This window comes from Hafnia paralvei (genome assembly GCF_020150375.1).
Taxonomy (GTDB): Bacteria; Pseudomonadota; Gammaproteobacteria; order Enterobacterales; family Enterobacteriaceae; genus Hafnia; species Hafnia paralvei.
On record NZ_CP083737.1, the window covers coordinates 2,070,806 to 2,092,013 of the forward strand.

The following is a 21,208-nucleotide window of genomic DNA, read 5'->3' on the forward strand; positions in this document are numbered from 1 at the left end:
ATGTATTTGTGACAATCGTGCGCACAGATCTTATCCTGTTGGTATCTCAGTTTTTTTGGTGAGCATGAACTATGTCTACCGCAGTTTTTTTGGCCGTACTTTGCGCGGCACTACTGCATGCAAGTTGGAATACGTTGGTTAAGATTGGTGAGGAGCGCTTTGTCGGCGTGGCGCTGATTGCGGTGTTTTCCGGTGCGGTATCACTCTGCGGTTTGGCGTGGGTAGGGTTACCCAATATGGCGTCGTTGCCGTGGCTATTGCTGTCTCTGGTATTACATACTGGGTATTGTCTATTTCTCAGTCGCGCTTATGGGCAAGGTGACTTAGGGCAAATTTATCCGTTAGCGCGAGGCAGTGCGCCGCTGCTGGCGATGATCCTCAGCGCGCTGTTTCTACGTGAGTACCCGCCGCTATTAGGCATCATCGGTGCCGTGGTTTTAGTGGCCGGAGTTTTGCTGATGGCGCTACGCGGTGGTGGCAGCACAAAATTGAACGCCAAAGCGGTGCGATATGCGCTTATTACGGCCATGTTTACCGCGGGCTATACGCTTTCTGATGGTGCCGGCGCGCGCGCCGCACAAGCGCCGTTAACCTATACGTTATGGCTGTTTACGCTTAACGGCGTCATTATGTTGCCGTTGCTATGGGCTCATCAACGAGGGAAAACGTGGGTACAGATCAAGTGTAACTGGCGAGCCGGATTGGCTGGTGGAGCAATGTCGCTGCTCGCTTACGGCATCGTCATTTGGGCACTGACACAAGCTCCGATTGGTGTTGTTGCGGCTCTGCGTGAAAGTAGTGTGTTGTTTGCGATGATTTTCTCGGTATGGCTGCTCAAAGAGCCCATGGGGAGAGCCAGAATCGCCGCGAGTCTCGTGATTGTTACGGGCGTGATGCTATCGCGGTTGGGGTAAAACCTGAGGATCTAGCCAATAAAAACGGCGCGATTATCGCGCCGTTTGACATGAAGTGGGACGACTACAGGAAGATCGTCATCAGATAAGCGGCGAATAACGCTAAATGCGCCGCACCGTTCAGTACGTTAGTGCGCCCAGTGCTGAATGACACCTGACACAACATCAGTGCGGCAACCATAACGACCATCTGTGGCGCGTCCAACGCAAAGATCAGCGGCTGACCGGTTAGCGTTGCGATAATAGTTACTGCAGGCACCGTCAGTGAAATGGTTGCCAGCACAGAACCAAAGAACAGGTTCATCGCGCGCTGTACCTGATTTGCTAGAACCGCCTTTAACGCTCCTAAACCCTCTGGTGACAAAATCAGCAATGCAACCAAGAAGCCGGTGAACTGCTTCGGCGCGTCCAGCGTACTCAACAGGCTTTCCAGCGGATTGGCGTTAAACTTAGTCACCGCGATAACCGCAATAAGATGTACGATCAGCCATCCCGCGTGCCATGCGCTGCTGTGCGCTGATGGCTTGCCATGATGGGGATCGGCAGGGTCATCACCATCGTCTTCATGTTCATAGACAAACAGGCTCTGGTGGGTTTTAGTCTGAATCAGCAAGAATACGCCATACATCGCCGCAGAGATTGCTGCAATCATCAGCGCCTGACCGGTAGTGAAATTACCGTTAGGGAACGTCATTGGCAGTACCAGTACGATGATCGCCAGAGGGATCAGCGTAATCAGGTATTGCTTAATGCCGGCCAGATTTACAAACTGGGTGGCAAATTTACGTCCACCCAGCAGCAAAGAGAAGCCAACCAGACCACCGGTGACGATCATCACGATAGAGTAGAGTGTGTCACGCATTAGCGCAGGGGCGGCGTCTCCCGTAGCCATCAGCGCAGAGATTAAGCTGACTTCGAGGATAACCACAGACAGGCTAAGAATTAACGAACCGTAGGGTTCACCCAAACGGTGAGCCAGCACGTCAGCATGACGTACTACGCTAAAGGCACTACTCAGGATAGCGATCAGTGCCAGAATATTGATGCCAGCGATAGCAGGTAAATTCTGGGTATTTCCCCAAAGAGCAAGAACGACTAAGGCAATAACAGGTAGGGCTAATGAGTACTCGCTATGCCGCGTTTTCACTCGGCATGCTTCAGTTTCTGACTTCATTATGATTATTCTCCATATCACTAGGCGCAGGCGGTCAATCGCAAAGCTTCATCGTAAAACTCAATCAATAGTTCGATAAAACTATGTACAGCCTATCAAAAAAAACGATTTTCTCGATTAGTTTTTACTTAGCTTTACTTATTTTATGCATTTTTATCACGGTCTGCTGACTTAAATCATGATAGCAGCGCGGCAATAAGCTGTTGCAAAGGTTCCATTGTGTTATAGGGTGGTTCAATCGTTTATTTGCATGGTTAGAGAGAACTGATTTTTTGATAAGGAGTTTAATTTCTATCGCGACTAATAACTTTCTCATTACTATTCTATTTTGAACATCGCGGAGGAGCGGCAAGAACATGACAGATGCAGGCCAATGGATTTCTGATTACGGCTATATTGCGGTGGTTGTCGGCAGCATTATTGAGGGCGAAACGATTGCATTTTTAGCGGGTATTGCTGCGCATAAACATTTGCTGTCTTATCCGCTGGTTTTACTGCTCACGTTCGTGGGCGCGACGGCGGGAGACTTTACCCTCTATATGGTCGGACGTCGATTTGGTACGCAAATCTTGAGTCGTTTTCGCCGCCAGCAGAAAAAAATACAGCGCTTTCAACAGCGAGTGCGCGAGCATGAAACATGGCTGATCTTGGGGATGCGTTTTGCTTATGGATTCCGCACCGTTGGGCCGATTATTATCGGTTCATCTGGCGTTAAGCTGCGTAAATTTGTCCTATTTAATGTTATAGGAGCCGCAGTATGGGCGTTTAGCGTGGTGACGCTAGGCTATGCAGCCAGTGAAGTATTATTCCGTCTATTTGCTCATGAGCACCAACGGCGGATTGCGTTTGTGGTGCTGATGGTGGCGCTATTGCTGATCTTGATTGGGGTTAAATGGTATCGGTCAAAACAGGCGGACAGTAACGATGCTTAGGCTGAAAAGTACGGCTATTTTTTCGGTCTATACTTTTCAGGTAGTTCAGGAACTGGGCGCTTGTCGTCAATGAGATGACGCACGGTGAGAATGGGGTGACGCCATAACATGCGCGGCCCAGACCAACGCATGATCTGTTTCATCTCTTCACGTTTGGACGGTTGATAGCAATGAACAGGGCACTGCTTGCAGGCGGGTTTATCTGTGCCAAAAATGCAACGGTCGAGGCGTTTGACCGCATAGGCGTAAAGCAGATCGTAGTGCTGTTCATCCGCCGTGGCCTCGGGGCAACGTCTCTGATATAGCGAGATCATTCTTCGAATGGTGAGTTTTTCCCTCTGAATACGATTGTCTGGCATGGCGGTTATTCCCCGGTTGGTACTCACTTTTCGATACGCATAATATATATTTATAATACATGTATTGGCTTGCGAGATACCATTCTTTCCTGCATTTTGATTAGATCATCGGAGGGATAATCAGGAGTGCACCAGAGGTAATACCCACAAATAAAGCCGCCCAAATTGCCGCTGAAAATAGGCTAACGCAGTAAACCCTAAATCGTTTTAGCGGCAACATGCCTGCAGCAAGCGGAACCATATAGCGCAGCACCGCGATAAAACGCGAGCCAAATAGCACTAGCACGCCATTATTTTCCAATTTACGCCTTATATTTTGCAGCTTTTCTTCATGACGAGTGAGTAATCCCGTAGACAATTTGTTGCGCATAATCAGCGCGCCGAAATGAAAACTCAGAATTGAACCTAGCGCTGCGCCTAGCGTAATGGCTAGCCATACTTCGCCAACCGTCAGGCTGGGTTGGCTAATGGAAATACTCGCCAGTAGCATCACTGACGCAGGTGGCAGCAAAGAAGAGAGGACGACGGTCGATTTGCTCAGTGCAATACCGAACAGCAATAAGAACAGGTGCGCCGGATAAAGGGCAAAATGTGCCAATAGCGGTTCTAGCCATGCCATGTTGTCCTCCTATTCGTATTAGTTTCATCGGGAAATAGGACTTTTGGCTAATGCTGGTCTAAAGCGCGATTTTAGGGGAAGTACACCGATGGGGTCGTAGCAGCTTTAGCTGCCGGAGCGCCCCGTGGTGTGCTAGCCCCGTGTATCTCGATCTCTTAAACGATCGGCATTAGGCTTTTGGCCCCTATATGGACGTTCGCCTAGCGAATGCGTTTAAGCGTAATGGCGCTAACCGCAAGCAAAATGGCGGCAGATACCAAGACGTAAACGAAAGCGTTGTCAAAGGCAGAATGTGCTTGGCTGATGATCCACTGGGCTTGTTCAACATTCAGCGTTTTAGCCAATTTTAGCGTTTCATCAATGCTGTCGAATGCGGCAGAATCCAGCGATATCTGTGCGGGCAATACCAGACTACTGCTGTAGACCGCGGTCATCATTCCACCTAACAATGTGATACCCAGCACGCTGCCCAGCTCGTAAGCAACGTCTTCTATCGACGCCGCCATGCCAGCTTTTTCGTTTGGCGCATTAAACATAATGGCCGTAGATGCGGCGGTAAATGAGGCACCAATACCGCAACCGATGGCCGCAAGATAGATCAAAATTTCTAGTAGGCTTTCGTTATAGCGTAAGGCTAATCCGACAATGCCTAATGCGGTTATCGTTAGTCCACCCATCACGAGATTTCGTTCGCCGTATTTAGGCTGCAGTACGCCAGCCAAGGGGCCAGCCAACGCCGCAGCCAATGGGATAGGTAAAATGTAGAGCGCGGCTTCCAAGGGCGAAAGTCCCACCACTAACTGGAGGCGCTGACTTAATACGAGCTCGATACCCACCATGGCCAGCATAGCCACCAGCGCAATCGCGACGCCGCTGGTAAACATACGATTGCTAAACAGCGAGAAATCAATCATCGGTGTATCTAAACGGCGTTGGCGACGCACAAAAATCGTTATGAATGCGATGCCTAGCGCAGCGGAGATCAGCATTAACAGGAGCGAAGGCTGCGTTTTACTCAGCTCCTTCAGGGCGTAAATCGCAGCGACTAGCCCAATCAGCACTTGCACGGAACCAAGATAATCGCATGGGCGTTGCTTAGTCTGACGGTCTGTAGGAATTAACCATTTAGCAAAGGGCAATACGATCAACACCACGGGAACATTAATCAGAAATACGGCGCCCCACCAGAAATACTCCAGCAGCATTCCACCAATAACTGGGCCAATTGCTGCGCCACCCGAAGCGACGGCGGACCAAATTCCGATCGCCAACGAGCGCTCTTTCGGTTCAGTAAAGGTATGGCGAATAATCGACAGCGTAGGTGGCATCATCATAGCTGCGCCCACAGCCAAGAATACACGTGACCCAATCAGCAGCGGCGCGTTGGGTGAGAATGCAGCGCACAACGAAGCGAGCGCAAAAACCGGCAGACCATACATAAACAGTTTTTTATGGCCGATACGATCGCTTAGCATTCCTGCTGCGGGTAACAAACCGGCTACCACTAACGGATAGGCATTGATAATCCAAAGCTTTTCAGATGCGTTTGCGTTCAGTGATAGCGTAAGTTTTGGTAACGCTGTGTAGAGCACGGTCATATCTACAACGATTAAAAACAATGCGCTGGATACGATTGCCAAGGTTAACCAGCGTTGATTGGCGTTCATCATCATGTCTCTAAATGGCGATGTGGCATACTGCCACATCTGTTAAATTTCAAGGCCCACATGTTATGGGCTATAATGCTAACTATCAATCCATACGTATGTATTTAAATCGAGGGCACTTAAATGGGGCGTCAACGTAGCATCGATCGCGAAAAGGTTCTGGATGTTGCTGAAGAGATTATTTCCACTCAAGGTGCGGCGGCGCTGACTATCGATTCTGTGGCTCGAGCAATGGGGATCTCAAAGGGCGGGGTTCAGTACTGCTTTGGCAACAAAGATGCGCTCATTGATGCAATGTTTGAGCGCTGGGGGAAGGCCTACGATCAGGTTTTTGATTTGGTTGCCAGACAGGATGATTCCCCAGAAAATCGAGTAGCGGCTCATGTTATGGCCACGCATAAGTACGATCAGGCCTCTAGTGCTAAGGCGGCAGGCTTGTTGGTGACATTAATGCAGACGAAAGAGCATTTGGAAAATACTCGTCATTGGTATCGCGATCGTATTGCAAAGTTAGATATAACAACGCCAGCGGGTAAGCAGGCGCGTATCGCTTTTTTGGCTACCGAGGGGGCTTTTATGCTGCGTTATTTTGGCCTGATGGATATTGAACAAAATGAGTGGGAATCAATGTTTAGCGATATTGAGTCTTTAATTTCCTCAGAAGCGAAAAATAGAGTGTAACGGTTAGGTCACTCTTGTCGATAGCATGTAATTCATCGTTAGCTAAAATAACCCGCTTGCAGAAGAGAGTGAGCGGTTAATTTTTTAGGATAAAAGATAATAATAGGGTTTACGTTGTGAGTGGTAATGTCGTTAACGTTAATCTTAAATAAGAAAAAGTTTTTTTAATCTAAAAAAGTTTTTTTCTAAATATTCAATAAACCAAAATCCATTTATCAAATCTGATTTTTTTTTGCAGTGTAAGATTGCCTCGTTTTTAACGATCTCGTTATGGCGAGGCTCCTATACAAACATAAGTTATCGCCCTGATGGCATCGAGAGAGGCCACACAGGGAAATACAGGCATCCATCGAATCAAGGTGTTGCCAAGGTAACTTCTAGTTAAATCAATAGATTGCTAGATACGTTGTATAGTGCTAAACCCAAGGCGTAGGGATCTCGCTTCCTATACTAGTCTTGTTCGCCCCTATGAGGTTTTAATTCTATAGGGAATCAAACTATGTCTTACCGCGTAAAGAATGCTATTCATAATCACAATATAGAATATGACGATGACGCCATTGCACAATATATGCGCACTGATGTTATTACGTTAGAGCATATACTTTGTGTTCAAGAAGCTCGTGAGATATTTTTATCTCGACTGAAAGATGATGATATTCCAGCTCAGGTTTTTGTGGTTAATGGCGATAAGTTTTGTGGCGTTTTGTCCATTAAAAAACTACTGCAAGAGTCTGATCCTATGCAGACGATCAGAGCGTTAATGGACGTTAATTTTTATCATGTTAGCCCAAAGGATGAGCGGCAGGATGTCATCCTATTATTGTCAAAAGAGGAACTAGATATTGTTCCCGTTATCGACAATGGGAAGCTGGTGGGGTGTTTGACGGAAAAAGAAATTGCTCACCTATTGGAAGATGATGTGACCGAAGATGCTCAGCGACAGGGCGCTAGCTTGCCGCTGGAGAAACCCTATCTGGAAACGAGCCCCATTACCCTGTGGAAAAAGCGCTCAGTCTGGCTGCTGCTGCTGTTTGTCGCAGAAGCCTACACCAGCAGCGTAATACAGCATTTTGAAGATGCGTTAGAATCGGCGATTGCTTTAGCCTTCTTTATTCCTTTATTGATCGGCACCGGTGGTAACAGCGGTACTCAAATAACGTCAACCTTGGTTCGGTCAATGGCGCTGGGAGAAGTGCATTTAAGGGACTTGGGTAAAGTTATTCGCAAAGAAGTGACGACGTCACTGATGATTGCTCTCACCCTCGGTTTAGCAGGATGTCTGCGTGCGTGGATGATGGGCATAGGCCCTGAAATTACGTTGATTGTTAGCCTGACATTAGTGTGTATCACGCTGTGGAGTGCCGTTGTTTCATCCGTTATTCCGATGGTGCTAAAACGTGTAGGGATTGACCCGGCCGTGGTATCTGCACCATTTATTGCCACCTTTATCGACGGTACGGGGCTGATTATTTACTTCAAAATTGCTCAGTATTCGCTGGGGTTGAATTAACCATTCATGTCATATCGGCATCTTTAAAGCCGTGCGCTTGGGTGTAATGCTTGTCAGTTAAGCCTGATTTTAGGGGAAGTACACCGATGGGGTCGTAGCGGCGAAGCCGCCGGAGCGCCCCACGGTGTGCTAGCCCCGTGTATCTCGATCTCTTAAATGAACAGCATTATGCCCTTGGGTGTGGCTTTACCTTATTTTATACAGACGTAGCGTAATACGGCGGTCACTGCTAACTGTCGATTACGAGCAAGAATTTCTTCATTAGACTGCTGGCTGTGAAATAGTGCATTGAAGGTGTAGCGATTTGATACCTGATGTACGCAGATGCTGCTGATTAGGCGGTGTACATCTATCACATTCAGATCGGTATAAAAATCACCGTTACTTTTGCCTCTGCTTAGAATGTTCCCTAGTACTTCAAGCGCAGTCTGGTTTGCGCTTTGGATTTGGGATGACTGGCTAATGTAGCGGCCACGCAATAAGTTCTCGCAGCATACCAAGCGCATAAAGTCGGCGTGAGAAATATGATAGTCAAAGCTCTTCTCAACCAATGTTATGAGGGCTTCCTTAGGAGGGAGTTTGGAGAGATTAAGGCCGAGCTCATACTGACGGATCTGCTCATAGACTTTCTCCAGCACGGCAATATACAACTGTTCTTTATTTTGAAAATGATAGACCACCATGCGTTTTGTGGTCGCGGCCTCTGAGGCAATCTGCTCTAGACGAGCTCCTTGCATGCCAAACTCTGCAAAAACCGTTAGAGCACCGGAAAGAATTCTCTTTTTGAGGCCTTCAGGATCGTTTTTACGTTTGCTGTCGGTAGGCATGTCGATGTCATTCTCTGGCGTTTTCGGAATCTTCTTGCATGTCAGAATAACTACCTATTGAGCGCAATACAAATTCCGCTACTGCTATTACGTTTCTTTTTGGTGAATTCTCCTCTTTTTTCGAACTCGCGAAAATACGCACTTAATGTACGCATTAAAAACGTTCCATTTGGTACATAATGACTTTGTTGTAAAAAAACGGTGACATAGTGGTTGCCATATTGATTGATTTTGATTTGGAGATAGAAGGTGAAAAGGAGACATTTCATCCTTTCACTGGCGGTTTTGCTTGCCAGTACTGCACTGAAAGTGAAAGCAAAAATTATATCCGGCGGGATGCCTTGGCGAGCACATGCGGTGCGTCCACCACAGCCGGTTATCCCCGGTGAGTGGCATTTCTTTAACAATAACGAAGTCATTTTGATGGATTCATTGGTCGACCTCATTATCCCTCCTGATGAACTCAGTATTGGTGCGAAAGAGGCAGGGTGCACACTGTTTATCGATCGCCAGCTAAGCGGCGACTTTGGTAAAGCTACGACGGTTTATCGCCTTGGCCCAGTGGTCGAAGGGTTACCACAGCAGGGGCCTCAGTTCAAAGATACGCCTGCTGAACGTTATCGTTTGGGGCTTGCAGCGATTGGTAACGTGGCTAAAAAACAGTACCAAAAAGAGTTCCATCAGCTTGAAGAAGAGCAGCAAATTGAAATGTTGCAATCCATTGAAAACGGAACGCTGGCATTGCCAGGACTCAACGGACAGGCATTTTTTGCCATGTTGATTCAAAACGTTCGAGAAGGTTTCTTTGCCGATCCGCTATACGGTGGCAATAAAGATATGGCTGGCTGGAAAATGCTCGGTTTTCCTGGTGCTCGGTATGACTATCGCGAAGAGATTAAGCTCCGCGGCAAGGACTTGAATCTTGTGCCGATCAGCATGATTGGCACACAAAAAGACGCCTAATAATAAAGAAATAGTAGAATTCTGTTGGGAAAAGTGTATGAGCAATAAAAGAGAAAAAGCAGATGTTGTCATTGTTGGGCTGGGATGGGCTGGCTCGCTCATGGCAAATGAATTGACGATGGCAGGTTTGAACGTCGTTGCCATTGAGCGCGGTTCTTGGCGTGATACCAGTACTGATTTTCCAACCACTATTGATACCGATGAACTGCGTTTTGTCAGCCGTCGCGCCATTATGCAGCCACCTGCGGTTGAAACGCTGACCTTCCGTAATACGCCAGTGCAGCGAGCTCTGCCATTACGGGAGTGGAACACCTACCAGTTTGGCTGGAACGTTGGTGGTGCAGGGACTCACTGGAATGGTATGACGTGGCGTTTTCTACCCTACGATTTTCAGAGTTACAGCATGACCGTCGAACGTTACGGTAAAGATAAGCTTTTACCTGGGCTACAGGTACAGGATTGGGGCGTCTCTTACCAAGATTTAGAACCTTTTTACGATAAGTTCGAGCGCTATGCTGGAACATCGGGAAAAGCTGGAAACATTCAAGGCAAGATCCAAATCGGGGGGAACCCCTTTGAAGGCCCCCGCCAGCGCGATTATCCGTTACCTCCGCTGGAGCGCACTCGCATGGCTGAGATCTTTGATCAGGCGGCCAAAGGATTGGGATACCATCCATTTCCAGTTCCCGCGGGAAATACTTCAGGGGCATATACCAACCCGCTGGGCATAAAAATGGCCCCTTGTACCTACTGTGGTTACTGCGAATTCTTTGGCTGTGGAAACTGGTCAAAAAGCAGCCCTCAAGCATGCATTCTGCCAGCATTGATGCAACGTAAAAATTTTCAGGTGATCACTGAATCTGAAGTACTGCACGTCAATCTCAGTAGTGATAAAAAGACGGCGACGGGCGTTACTTATATTGATAATGAGGGTAAGCAGTGGGAGCAACCCGCTGATATTGTGATCATAGCGGCTTATCAAATGGATAACGTGCGTCTGATGCTGTTGTCGGGGATTGGTAAACCTTATAACCACCAAACAGGAGAAGGCGTGGTCGGGAGAAACTACGCTTACCAAACTATTTCAGGCGCCAGTGTATTCTTCAAAAATGAGCATCTCAATCCGTTTATCGGAGCTGGCGCTTTGGCACAGGCCATTGACGATTTTAACGGTGATAATTTCGATCACAGCCAGCATGATTTTATCGGTGGTGCGGTTGCTCTCGTGCATTCTACAAACGGTCGCCCGATTGCTTCGGGTAATCTGGTGCCTCCAGGAACACCTAAGTGGGGGCGAGAATGGAAGCAGGCTTACCAACAAAGCTACCAAAATGCGAACTCGGTGTACTGTCAGGGTAATAGCTATCCGCATCGTGATGTTTTTCTCGATTTGGACCCTGAGTATAAAGATCGTCATGGCCGTCCTTTGTTGCGAGTCACCTTTGATTGGAATGAGAATGACAAGCGATCGGCTCACTTTATGGCTGACCGCTCTGTCGAGTTGGGTAAGGCCATGGGCGCAGAAACGGTGGTGCGTTCAGAGCCAACCACTCGACCGTTTTCACCAATGGATAATTTGTCTTCACACACCACTGGTGGCGCCGTGATGGGAGACGATCCGCGCACCAGCGCATTAAACCGCTATCTACAAAGCTGGGATGTACATAATACGTTCGTTGTTGGCGCATCCGCATTTGCTAACAATGGGGGATATAACCCCACAGGAACAGTAGGTGCGCTAACGCTTTGGGCTGCAGAGGCCATTAAAACGCGCTATCTGAAGGCGCCAGGTCCATTGGTGGAGGCGTAATTATGACTGCGAAAAAAGTAATTGCCGCTGTAGTGGGTGTTGCAGTGATCGCTGGTGCAGGTTTTGTCGGCTATAAAACATGGCACAATGCGAGCCAAAAACACGATTTTATAGCTCCACCATCGCTGAGTAGCACGGGAAAAACCGCGCTCGAACGTGGTGAGTATCTGGCTCGTGCGGGAGACTGTGTTGCCTGTCATACCGCTGAGGGGGGGAAACCTTATGCTGGAGGTATGGGGCTAGATACACCATTTGGGAAGATAATGGTTAGCAACATCACTCCAGATAAAGAGACAGGGATCGGCGGATGGAGCGATCAGCAATTCATTGATGCAGTGCGTCAGGGTAAGGGGGTTCATGGTGAAAACCTGTATCCCGCTATGCCATATAATGTTTATAGCAAAGTCAGTGACGCAGATTTGAAAGATATGAAAGCCTATCTCGATACTATCCCTGCTGTACATAATCAGGTGGCGAAAACTGATCTGCCGTTTCCTTTCAATATCCGGCAAATGATGTGGGGCTGGAACCTACTTTTCTTCGATGCAGCGCCGTTCAAGACAAATCCACAGCGTTCGTCACAGTGGAATCGTGGTGCTTATTTGGTTGATGGGCTTGGGCACTGTACATCTTGTCATACCCCTAAAAATCTTCTAGGCGCCGATCAGTCGGGTAAGTATCTACAGGGCGGGGAACTGCAAGGTTGGCTTGCTCCAGAGATCACTGGCAATAGACGTCAAGGCATTGGCCGTTGGACTCCAGATCAGGTCGTGAGCTATCTCGGAACGGGAAGCAATAGCCACGCAGTTGCCGCTGGACCAATGGGAGAGGCGATCGATAATTCATTACAGTACATGAACAAAGATGATTTACGCGCGATGGCGGAATATCTGCAAAGCTTGCCGGGTAGTCGTGATAATTCTGTTCCATTAACCGCAGCGCAGGAAACAATGCAGCGGGGAGCTAAGATTTATCAAGATAACTGTATGGCCTGCCATAAAGCAGATGGAAGTGGTGTGGAAGGTATGATCCCTGCGCTTGCGGGAAACAGTGGTATTCAGGCTCCATCAGCGACCAATGTATTACGTGCGCTCATGCTAGGGGGGCAAGGCGTTGCGACGCACAGTAATCCAACTGCGGCAGCGATGCCTGAATTTGCTTGGAAACTTGATGATCAGCAACTATCTGATGTAGCGACCTTTATTCGTAACGGGTGGGGAAACCAGTCTCCGGCGGTTAATACGCAAGATGTCGCTAACGCACGTAAGTCGTTATCAGCAAGTAACCCGCTGAATAACCCAAGAAATACGCAGTAAGAAGATGAAATAAATCTGAGAAATATTGAGTGTCAATTAACCGGCGTGGTGTTTAGCGCCGGTTAATTATTTGAGCGATAAACACCAATTTAAAGATAATTTATATATCAGGTGTATAGAATTATTTCCCCTGTCAACGTTGTTATTGGTTGCGAAATAAATAAACACTAAGTGTGTGGATTATTAAAATTGTGAATGCGGTTTTAAATTAACGTAAAAATGCGTTAACATATATGCACTTTGTTTATCTATGCTATGTAAAATTCTTATTATGCCTGCATTCAATAAAACTATTCTTTCGCTCACTACGCTTGCATTATTTGTCAGTTCAGCCACTTGGGCTAAGGACGAGACAACGCAAAAAACAGATTTTCTACTCATCGGCGGCGGCATCATGAGCGCCTCGCTTGGGACTTGGTTGCAGGAGCTGCAACCTGAGTGGAAACAGGTCATGGTCGAAAAATTAGATGGCGTTGCGCTTGAGTCATCTAATGGCTGGAATAACGCGGGAACCGGACATTCCGCCAATATGGAACTTAACTATACGCCAGAACGAGCTGATGGCAGCATCGATGTGAGCAAGGCGCTGGATATTAACGAGCAGTTTATGATCTCTCGTCAATTCTGGTCGGCTCAGGTTAAGCGCGGTATTTTAAATAATCCTCATGACTTTATTAACTCTACGCCGCATATGAGTTTTGTGTGGGGTGATAAAAACGTCAACTATCTCACCAAACGTTATGCTGCATTGCAGGAAACTACGCTGTTCCAGGGGATGAAATTCTCAACCGATCATGCACAGATTCAACAGTGGGCACCGTTGGTAATGCAAGGGCGTGATGCCAGTCAGAAAGTCGCAGCCACCTGGACTCCCGCGGGAACCGACGTTAACTATGGTGAAATTACCCGCCAACTGATCGGCAGCCTGAAGAAAAGCGCCAATTTCTCTTTGCAGACTTCAGCCGAAGTGACTGAGTTTAAGCGCAACGGCGATAACTCATGGCATGTCACTATTAAAGACGTTAACGGCGGTGATGAACATGCGATTGACGCGAAGTACGTGTTTATTGGCGCCGGCGGTGGAGCGCTGAAGTTGCTGCAAAAAACCGGCATTGCGGAAGCTAAAAACTACGCCGGTTTTCCTGTCGGTGGCTCTTTCCTGATGACGGAAAACCCAGAAATTACTCAACAGCATTTGGAAAAGGTATATGGTCAAGCATCCGTGGGTGCGCCACCCATGTCTGTGCCGCATCTTGATGCGCGTTTCATCGATGGCAAACGCGTAGTGCTGTTTGGGCCATTCGCGACCTTCTCGACTAAATTCCTGAAAAATGGATCTTTCTTTGATCTGCTGAGCACCACGACGACCAGTAATTTTATTCCAATGACCGATGTCGGTTTGGATAATTTTGATCTGGTGAAATACCTTATCAGCCAAGTGATGCTGAGCGATGACGACCGATTTGCATCGCTGCGAGAGTATTATCCGCAGGCTCGTAAGGAGGACTGGAAACTGATTCAGGCGGGGCAGCGTGTACAGATCATCAAAAAAGACAAAGAGAAGGGGGGCGTGCTGAAGCTGGGTACTGAAGTAGTTGTCGATCAACAGAGAACCATTTCTGCTCTGTTGGGAGCATCACCAGGGGCATCCACCGCTGCGCCTATCACTCTGAATGTGATTAAGCAGATGTTCCCTGAGCAGTTTAACTCGCCTGAATGGCAGGGCAAAATCCGCGGTATTGTGCCGAGCTACGGTCAGAAGTTGAATGGAAATGCTGCGTTAACACAGCAGGTTTGGGATGAAACGGCGTCAACGCTGCAACTGACTAAACCGCCGGTGATTCAGATGAAAGCGAATACTTCTGCAGAAAAAGCAGTAGAAGAAAAACATCAAGATTCTCCACAGCACGATATGGCGCTGTAACCCATGTGACCCTCTGCGCTGGGGCTTTGCCTCAAACAGAGGGTCTTTCCCTATCAAGTCTCTCTCACTTCCTCTTTTACACCTTAAACTCTCGGGTTTTAGCAGATCGTCGTGTGGCCCCACGCAATCTGCCCCCGCACCCCACATACTTTTTTAAATTCCGTAGAGTGAACTTGTCCAATCAAGCAAACACTGGAACTTAAACTCCCATGATTGAAATAAAAACCAGAAATTGCCTAATGCTGGTCACTTAAGCGCGATTTTAGGGGAAGTACACCGATGGGGTCGTAGCCGCTTTAGCTGCCGACAACTTTGCCGGGAGCAAAGTTGAACAACGCTTTAGCGTTGCCCCCTAGGGTGGAACACATGGATGTGTTCCATAACCGCCCCGCGGTGTACTAGCCCCGTGTATCTCGATCTCTTAAACGATCAGCATTAAGACATTGCCCGCTATTTAACGGGCGTAATCTGTATATTAAAAACCAAACGACATGCCTGCAGAGAATGCCTGATTGTTGCGCGAATCAAATCCGGCCCCGACTGAAACCGCAATATTCTCTCGAGGTTTGAAGCCAAGTTTCGCTGCAAACGCACTTTCGCCTTCGTATTGTCCTACGCCGATACCAAAGTTAGAGTCATAGCTCCAGTTTTGTGGCACTGCGCCTAACGCTACCGCGTTGGCGATCCCTGCATTAGCGCGTTTCTGATAGTGGTCAATCTTTTTGTTCAGTTGGTTAGTCCACTGACGAGTCTGGCCAACGGTGGCCGCATCGTTGTCATTAATGCCGGGAGCCACATGCGTAATACGACGATTGCCGGTTTCATTACCGCCCACAGAGAATTCATTATCCGTTGTCGCTTGAGAACCGTGTCCAATGGCTACGCTGTTATTACCTGTAACGGCGGTTTTATTACCAATGGCATAAGACTGATTGCCTTCCACCCGTGTGCTATTGCCGACTGATGCCGAGTTATTTCCTGCTATTTGGCTATCGTTACCGCGAATGGTAGAGCTATCGCCATTTATTTGATTACGATGACCGACTATTTTGGATTTCTCGCCAACAATCTGGTTGTTATTACCTTCGATACGGTTGCTATGCCCCTGAATATTGTTGGTGTTGCCTACAATCTGGGATTGGTTACCTGCGATGGTATTGTCATTGCCTTTTATCGAAGAGCCATCGCCGTGTATCTGGGTATTATTCCCCTGGCTTGAAGACTCTTCACCAATGATGACGGCATTATTTCCCGTCGCGGCATTGTTGTTCCCATACACCAAGACCTTATCACCAACGCCGGAAGAGCTTTTGCCTACAACTAATACTTGGGTCCCTTTAGCGGTGTTATCAGTACCGAGAGCAACGGCATGTGTACCGCTGGCCGTGTTACCGGAGCCAAGAGCGAGGTTAGCGGTGCCGTCGGTGGTGTTGTTTTTACCCAACGCCAATCCGAGTTTACCTTTGGCGGTATTGCCAGAGCCTAAAGCAAGATTAAGGGTGCCGTCCGTGGTGTTGTTGGTACCGACAGCCGCACCTAATTGTCCTTTAGCCGTGTTACCGGAGCCAAGAGCAAGGTTAGCGGTGCCGTCGGTGGTGTTGTTTTTGCCGACGGCAACGCCTAATTGGCCTTTAGCTGAATTTCCCGATCCAAGCGCAATGTTTGCGACACCATCAGTGGTGTTATTTTTCCCCAATGCGAGTCCGAATGCGCCTGTGGCTGTATTTCCTATGCCGACGGCTGAGTTCATGAATCCTGAGGTCGTGTTATTCATACCAAGGGCAAGAGTGGCTACGCCGGAGCTCGTGTTCGATATACCTAGCGCGGACGTTAATAGTCCTCCAGCGTTATTTTTTATCCCAATAGCTGACGTCAAAAGGCCGGAGGCATTATCTTCACTTCCGGCAGCAATCGTTGCTACCCCTTTAGTAGAGACCTTGTTTCCTAGAGCGAGAGTTAGTGTACCGTCTGATGATGCTTTGTTGCCGATTGCGGCGGTGAGTGTTCCGGATGACGTCGAGCCAGGCCCCAGATGAATATTGCTAGGCAGTATTTTTATGACATCAGAAATCAGCCCCGGTATGTTGCCTGTTGCGATATCGGTTCCTATTTTAGCGATATCTGAAATAGAAACTAATGGAGCCGCGGAAGGGCTCTCATCGGCAAACGCGCTATGGGGGGAAAATATCAGTGTAGTCGCGAAAATAGATAAATAGACGTTATGCGATCTATACATAAGCTAGACTCCAAAAAAGAAATACCAAAGGCCGCTATAAGAGCGGGATAAAATGAATAATTGGATGTTTATGTTGTGGAAGTAGAACGAAAGAAGTATGTGGGCTCGTGATTATTGGGTATGTACTAGCTTTATTTAGGCAAGGCTCCGCCGTAAGACAACCAGTGACCGATTACCTTATAAATTTACTAAACATTTTCCTATGTGGATAATTTAACCGATTGCGTACGAACGGAAGTATCGTTTTTTTGCGCGTTTTTCTCACGATATAGATTTATGTATCGCTAATCATCTTTTTAGCGACCGGTGGATTTGCAGTTTTAATTTCAAGAAAGAAGTTGATTACAGAAATTACTGGTTTCTGAAGGTTACTTTTTCCTAGTATGAGAAATAAGGCCAGTTGTACGTTGATTTTATAGACATATGCTTATTTTCTATGCTCGGGAAAAGAATTATTTTATCGTGCCCCAGAAATCTTATTAATTCTTTGGATAATAAAAGTAAAAAACCACTCAATTAGCTATTGGCGATCTTTTTGTTTGTGAATATGCTTGTATTTTAATTAAATAATCTTAAAAGCAGTGATTTTGTGGTTTTAAATTCTGTTTGTTTGTTAGTGATTGGTTGTTTGATCTGACATTTGGTGTTTACATGGTCTAAAAGGCTGAGTAGTATTCTGAATCTAGTCGTTTGGCTTAGCATTTGTCTGTATAAATTTGGCATTTAACCCGAACGGGTTCTGCTAAATAGACCGCGAAAAATTATATTTTATCTAGGTATATCCACATGGATAGATCACGGCGGAGCTTTTCTGCTTTATAGCTGGTTGCTTAATTTTTAGTTGAAAAGTAAGGGTTAAAACCGTGATGGGATGGTATTTAGTTTGCTGTAAACGAGGGAAGATAGAACAGGCTAAAACCACACTTTCGCTGCTCGGCGTTAGAACTTTTTGCCCGATGATGAGGATTGAGAAGAAGAGGAAAGATTCTGGTGGCGTGAGAGTGAAAATAGAGCCTATGTTCCAACCTTATCTATTTGTCGAGTTTGATCCGCTGGAGATAAATATATCTAGCGTCAACTCATCACCAGGCGTTAGCTATTTTGTGCGCTATGGCGATGAGCCTAGAGCGTTACCTAAGGCACTTATTGATGCGTTGATGATTCAAACCTATACGCAAATTGCTCCTGCAGATGCAGAGGTGCAAGACGAGAAGTATTTGGAGTTAAAAGAGCGACTGAATTCTTTAATTACCAACGAAAATACGATCAAAAGAACCTACGCATTTCTTGCATTACTCGATGAATTATTAAATGAAACCTGGCACTAACATGAGTTGATACTAAGCCTGCATCAAGTGCGCAGAATGGCTTGGCTTAACATATTTAAATTCAATCAATTATCTTTAAATTTATGAAAAAAACACGCATTGATTCAATGACTAGGGGTTGGTTTGTTGGTGACTTTACGCCTTCACTTTTTCGCACCAAAAATGTTGAAGTTGCTGTACAACATTTCCGCGCAGGAGAGCACGAGCGCCGACACTTTCATAAAATTGCCACGGAAATTACGGTGATAGTTTCAGGCCGAGTTCGGATGTCTGGAGTGGAATATATCGCAGGCGATATTATAGAGATAGCCCCAGGCGAAGCGACCGATTTTTATGCCATCGAAGACACTGTGACTACTGTCGTCAAATTACCTGGCGCGTTAAACGATAAATATATTGTAGAGGATGAAGCATGCTGAACATTGTTATCCCAATGGCAGGGCGTGGAAGTCGTTTTGCCTTAGCAGGTTATTCTGATCCCAAACCGTTAATCAAGATTGGGCATCGTCGGATGATCGAACTCGTCATTAACAATTTGCGTCCTCGTCGTTTACATCGGTTTATTTTTATTTGCCAGAAAGAACACCTCAAAGCCTACAACCTTAAAGATATTCTTGAGGAATTAGCGCCTGGATGCATCGTGGTTGCCATTGACGGAATTACTGAGGGTGCAGCAAGTACCGTACTTTGCGCTAAACGTTTTATTTGTAATAAAGATCCGCTAATGATTGCTAATTCAGACCAGTGGGTTGACGTCAACATTGATAGCTATTTGGCTGCTATGGATGGACAAAATCTTGATGGCCTCATTATGACGATGAAAGCCAATGACCCGAAGTGGTCTTATGTAGAATTTGATAATAAAAAACTGGTTAAGCGCGTAGTAGAGAAACAGGTAGTTTCTGATGAGGCAACCGTTGGGATTTATAACTATCGCTCAGGGCGTGATTTCTGTGAACTCGCTGAGGCCATGATTACCTGTAACGATCGTTCTAATGGTGAGTTCTATGTTGCACCAGTTTATACCTATATGTATGAGCGTGATCGCGCGCGAATCGGTGTATTTAATGTCGGCGAAGAAGCTAATGGCATGTACGGGCTCGGTACACCGGAAGATTTGGATCTATTTAAATCACTTCCTGTTTGCCAAAAAGCGCTCAGTTTCTAATTCTGAAGTCAAAATACTGAACAAGTTGACCTGTCATGCAACTCATCCAATACGTACACGACAAAAAACTCAAACATGTTTTTGTTAAGCGTCGTTTTTGCATTAATGAAACGATGTTTAGGCAGCCGAACAATACCATGCTGATCAGTTTTTCACCGGTTGAAGGCAATATCAGTACGCGCAAATTCATCGTGAATGGTACGTCACGATTTATGAATGAGTTTGACGGTGATGTTGCACTGATTAACGTACAAAATGATTCAGCTTTGTACGCCCATCTTTTGTGGGACGTTGCACATCAACTGAAAGTTGGCCAATACCTCTACATCAAAGAGGCTATTGCCACTGAAAGTATGTTAGAGCGCGCTTATTATCATGAAGCTTTCCAGCGAATTGAGACGAGTGAGTCAGGATTTGATATTTATGAAAAAGTACAGCGGCTGCCGGTTGAAAAAGAGCAGGGGTTAGAGCAATGGAGTTTCTGTATTCCTGTCGGGCCAGATGAACCGACGTTCTTGAATGCTTGTGTGGAGCGTATCCTAGAGCTGGATGTGCCGCAAAAGGAAATCTTGCTATGCGGAATGCCTCATCCAGATTTCAAGTATTTCGATAAGGTCCGCATTGTGGGTACCGATATACCGGCACCCCCAGTACATATTACGCGCAAGAAAAATGTCTTGGCGCAGGAAGCACGCTATGAAAATCTATGCATCATTCATGACCGTGTCTTACTGCCCAGCAATTTCTGGTCTGCGATGGTAGCGTTTGGCGATCACTATCCCTTTACGGGCCTGCAGTCTTTCTACTTTGTTGATAAACATAATCTTATTCCGCGTAAATATTCAGATTTCAACTCCATTGAACAAGATTTAACGCGAGAGTTGGATATTCATCATGTCGGGAAAAAAGATATTCCGCTGATCAGCAAACTATTCTATTGCTATCAGCATCCGGCTCGATCTCAGTTTGGTCACGATTATTTAACGGGCAGCCTGTACATTGCGAAAAAATCACTCTGGCAATTTTGTCCACAGAATGAAGCATTGTACTGGAATGACTACGAAGACATTGAACATGGAATAAGGGCTAGCGCCGCAGGTATACCGTCGATTATCAATCCGCACACGCTTACGCAAAGTATGAATGCGCGCTCGGTGATCCACTATTATGGCTACGTCGGCATACGAGACTATCGTGGCAAGGAGCAAATGAGTCGCTCATTGATGGAGCTTTTACCCTTTGTTGCCCGTAAGCCTCTATTCCGCATTTCTGATGAAGATGCACGTAAGCGGATGTATGCGTTCGCCAAGAAATACGGCGTGACGAAGCAAACTTTACTCAAAGTGACGTCGGCAAAAATGAGTGGGATGGGGCGCTATTTACTGATTAAAGCGGTGATGAAAGAGGTCACGGTACAGCTTTCGTGTGTATCAGAGTTCATCGACGATTTTAGCCGCAACATTTTATGCGAAGAAATGGCGCCCAATGAACTCATTAAGGTTGTCAGAATTATATTTTCCTCAGCGAGTCCTGACACGAAAAAAGGTGTGTTGGTAGGCAGTTTTATTCTGAACAACCAACTGTTCCATTCGTATGTTTATTCACCATTCTACCGCAAGAAAACAGATTGGTTTATTAAGAAAAATAGCACCACAGCGCTTTGCACATGGCTCTCGGCTTTCTATCTTAAACATTTTTATAAGGGAACTTATTTACCGATGAAAGTGAGCGAGATAGCTAACTTGCTAAGTATCAGCACACCATACTTACGCTGAGG

At 46.6% G+C, this 21,208-nt stretch carries 18 protein-coding genes and 1 riboswitch; of the genes, 12 read left to right on the forward strand and 6 right to left on the reverse strand.

Annotation, left to right across the window (positions count from 1 at the left end; genetic code table 11):
- The first annotated feature begins 71 nt into the window (after positions 1-71).
- Positions 72-914 (forward strand): DMT family transporter, encoded by an 843-nt coding sequence (locus tag K9N75_RS09785; RefSeq protein ID WP_061060152.1) that lies wholly within the window; start codon positions 72-74, stop codon positions 912-914.
- Between the two features lie 64 nt (positions 915-978).
- Here K9N75_RS09785 and chaA read toward each other — a convergent pair whose 3' ends face one another.
- Positions 979-2,088: a sodium-potassium/proton antiporter ChaA gene (gene chaA, locus K9N75_RS09790; protein WP_039187622.1), complete on the reverse strand. Its 1,110-nt coding sequence runs from the start codon at positions 2,086-2,088 to the stop codon at positions 979-981.
- A gap of 356 nt (positions 2,089-2,444) precedes the next feature.
- Here chaA and K9N75_RS09795 point away from each other — a divergent pair, with 356 nt between their 5' ends.
- Positions 2,445-3,020 (forward strand): DedA family protein, encoded by a 576-nt coding sequence (locus K9N75_RS09795; RefSeq protein ID WP_008813176.1) that lies wholly within the window; start codon positions 2,445-2,447, stop codon positions 3,018-3,020.
- Between the two features lie 14 nt (positions 3,021-3,034).
- Here the strand turns inward: K9N75_RS09795 and K9N75_RS09800 are convergent, their stop codons facing one another.
- The 3 genes from K9N75_RS09800 to K9N75_RS09810 form a co-directional block, all read right to left on the reverse strand.
- On the reverse strand, positions 3,035-3,379 hold the full coding sequence (locus K9N75_RS09800; protein WP_039187623.1) for a nitrous oxide-stimulated promoter family protein: 345 nt from the start codon (positions 3,377-3,379) through the stop codon (positions 3,035-3,037).
- 100 nt (positions 3,380-3,479) lie between these two features.
- Entirely contained in the window at positions 3,480-3,998 is a 519-nt protein-coding gene (locus tag K9N75_RS09805) for a DedA family protein (protein ID WP_008813178.1), read from the reverse strand.
- 200 nt (positions 3,999-4,198) lie between these two features.
- On the reverse strand, positions 4,199-5,665 hold the full coding sequence (locus K9N75_RS09810; RefSeq protein WP_061060455.1) for an MFS transporter: 1,467 nt from the start codon (positions 5,663-5,665) through the stop codon (positions 4,199-4,201).
- Positions 5,666-5,788: 123 nt separating this feature from the next.
- Here K9N75_RS09810 and K9N75_RS09815 point away from each other — a divergent pair, with 123 nt between their 5' ends.
- Both K9N75_RS09815 and K9N75_RS09820 read left to right on the forward strand, forming a co-directional pair.
- Entirely contained in the window at positions 5,789-6,346 is a 558-nt protein-coding gene (locus K9N75_RS09815) for a TetR/AcrR family transcriptional regulator (protein WP_096080905.1), read from the forward strand.
- Between the two features lie 257 nt (positions 6,347-6,603).
- Positions 6,604-6,788: riboswitch (M-box (ykoK) riboswitch) on the forward strand.
- Between the two features lie 57 nt (positions 6,789-6,845).
- The gene (locus tag K9N75_RS09820; RefSeq protein WP_130974628.1) at positions 6,846-7,859 is read left to right on the forward strand and encodes a magnesium transporter; all 1,014 of its coding nucleotides are present in this window, start codon (positions 6,846-6,848) and stop codon (positions 7,857-7,859) included.
- Positions 7,860-8,050: 191 nt separating this feature from the next.
- On the opposite strand, the gene K9N75_RS09825 is transcribed toward K9N75_RS09820, so the two are convergent.
- Entirely contained in the window at positions 8,051-8,686 is a 636-nt protein-coding gene (locus tag K9N75_RS09825) for a TetR/AcrR family transcriptional regulator (protein WP_224452536.1), read from the reverse strand.
- Positions 8,687-8,935: 249 nt separating this feature from the next.
- Between K9N75_RS09825 and K9N75_RS09830 the strand changes: the two genes are divergently transcribed.
- The 4 genes from K9N75_RS09830 (at position 8,936) to mqo (ending at position 14,699) form a co-directional block, all read left to right on the forward strand.
- Positions 8,936-9,649, forward strand: a complete 714-nt coding sequence (locus K9N75_RS09830; protein ID WP_039187627.1) for a gluconate 2-dehydrogenase subunit 3 family protein — start codon at positions 8,936-8,938, stop codon at positions 9,647-9,649.
- 37 nt (positions 9,650-9,686) lie between these two features.
- Complete coding sequence (locus K9N75_RS09835; RefSeq protein WP_102961593.1) at positions 9,687-11,459, forward strand: GMC family oxidoreductase; 1,773 nt, start codon at positions 9,687-9,689, stop codon at positions 11,457-11,459.
- A 2-nt stretch (positions 11,460-11,461) separates the two neighbouring features.
- Positions 11,462-12,775, forward strand: a complete 1,314-nt coding sequence (locus K9N75_RS09840) for a cytochrome c (RefSeq protein ID WP_114444687.1) — start codon at positions 11,462-11,464, stop codon at positions 12,773-12,775.
- Between the two features lie 271 nt (positions 12,776-13,046).
- Entirely contained in the window at positions 13,047-14,699 is a 1,653-nt protein-coding gene (gene mqo, locus K9N75_RS09845; RefSeq protein ID WP_156518175.1) for a malate dehydrogenase (quinone), read from the forward strand.
- 475 nt (positions 14,700-15,174) lie between these two features.
- Here mqo and K9N75_RS09850 read toward each other — a convergent pair whose 3' ends face one another.
- The gene (locus tag K9N75_RS09850) at positions 15,175-16,935 is read right to left on the reverse strand and encodes a YadA family autotransporter adhesin (RefSeq protein ID WP_224452537.1); all 1,761 of its coding nucleotides are present in this window, start codon (positions 16,933-16,935) and stop codon (positions 15,175-15,177) included.
- 866 nt (positions 16,936-17,801) lie between these two features.
- On the opposite strand from K9N75_RS09850, the gene K9N75_RS09855 reads away from it, so the two are divergent.
- From K9N75_RS09855 to K9N75_RS09870, 4 genes are all read left to right on the forward strand, one after another.
- Positions 17,802-18,263, forward strand: a complete 462-nt coding sequence (locus tag K9N75_RS09855; protein WP_224452604.1) for a transcription termination/antitermination NusG family protein — start codon at positions 17,802-17,804, stop codon at positions 18,261-18,263.
- An 83-nt stretch (positions 18,264-18,346) separates the two neighbouring features.
- A complete protein-coding gene (locus tag K9N75_RS09860; protein WP_224452538.1) occupies positions 18,347-18,682 on the forward strand; it encodes a cupin domain-containing protein in 336 nt (111 codons plus the stop codon).
- On the forward strand, positions 18,676-19,431 hold the full coding sequence (locus tag K9N75_RS09865; RefSeq protein ID WP_175319970.1) for a glycosyltransferase family 2 protein: 756 nt from the start codon (positions 18,676-18,678) through the stop codon (positions 19,429-19,431). Before K9N75_RS09860 ends, K9N75_RS09865 begins: the two co-directional genes overlap by 7 nt.
- A gap of 35 nt (positions 19,432-19,466) precedes the next feature.
- Positions 19,467-21,206, forward strand: coding sequence for a hypothetical protein (locus K9N75_RS09870; protein ID WP_224452539.1), 1,740 nt, complete (start codon positions 19,467-19,469; stop codon positions 21,204-21,206).
- The last annotated feature ends 2 nt before the right edge of the window (positions 21,207-21,208 follow it).

Excerpts from the sequence above, each read along its gene's own strand:
- K9N75_RS09820 (WP_130974628.1), top strand. The coding sequence starts at position 6,846 with ATGTCTTACCGCGTAAAGAATGCTATTCATAATCACAATATAGAATAT.
- K9N75_RS09800 (WP_039187623.1), bottom strand. The coding sequence starts at position 3,379 with ATGCCAGACAATCGTATTCAGAGGGAAAAACTCACCATTCGAAGAATG.
- K9N75_RS09870 (WP_224452539.1), top strand. The coding sequence starts at position 19,467 with ATGCAACTCATCCAATACGTACACGACAAAAAACTCAAACATGTTTTT.
- mqo (WP_156518175.1), top strand. The coding sequence starts at position 13,047 with ATGCCTGCATTCAATAAAACTATTCTTTCGCTCACTACGCTTGCATTA.
- K9N75_RS09840 (WP_114444687.1), top strand. The coding sequence starts at position 11,462 with ATGACTGCGAAAAAAGTAATTGCCGCTGTAGTGGGTGTTGCAGTGATC.
- K9N75_RS09815 (WP_096080905.1), top strand. The coding sequence starts at position 5,789 with ATGGGGCGTCAACGTAGCATCGATCGCGAAAAGGTTCTGGATGTTGCT.
- K9N75_RS09805 (WP_008813178.1), bottom strand. The coding sequence starts at position 3,998 with ATGGCATGGCTAGAACCGCTATTGGCACATTTTGCCCTTTATCCGGCG.
- K9N75_RS09810 (WP_061060455.1), bottom strand. The coding sequence starts at position 5,665 with ATGAACGCCAATCAACGCTGGTTAACCTTGGCAATCGTATCCAGCGCA.
- K9N75_RS09860 (WP_224452538.1), top strand. The coding sequence starts at position 18,347 with ATGAAAAAAACACGCATTGATTCAATGACTAGGGGTTGGTTTGTTGGT.
- K9N75_RS09795 (WP_008813176.1), top strand. The coding sequence starts at position 2,445 with ATGACAGATGCAGGCCAATGGATTTCTGATTACGGCTATATTGCGGTG.
- K9N75_RS09785 (WP_061060152.1), top strand. The coding sequence starts at position 72 with ATGTCTACCGCAGTTTTTTTGGCCGTACTTTGCGCGGCACTACTGCAT.
- K9N75_RS09825 (WP_224452536.1), bottom strand. The coding sequence starts at position 8,686 with ATGCCTACCGACAGCAAACGTAAAAACGATCCTGAAGGCCTCAAAAAG.
- K9N75_RS09855 (WP_224452604.1), top strand. The coding sequence starts at position 17,802 with ATGGGATGGTATTTAGTTTGCTGTAAACGAGGGAAGATAGAACAGGCT.
- chaA (WP_039187622.1), bottom strand. The coding sequence starts at position 2,088 with ATGAAGTCAGAAACTGAAGCATGCCGAGTGAAAACGCGGCATAGCGAG.
- K9N75_RS09850 (WP_224452537.1), bottom strand. The coding sequence starts at position 16,935 with ATGTATAGATCGCATAACGTCTATTTATCTATTTTCGCGACTACACTG.
- K9N75_RS09865 (WP_175319970.1), top strand. The coding sequence starts at position 18,676 with ATGCTGAACATTGTTATCCCAATGGCAGGGCGTGGAAGTCGTTTTGCC.
- K9N75_RS09835 (WP_102961593.1), top strand. The coding sequence starts at position 9,687 with ATGAGCAATAAAAGAGAAAAAGCAGATGTTGTCATTGTTGGGCTGGGA.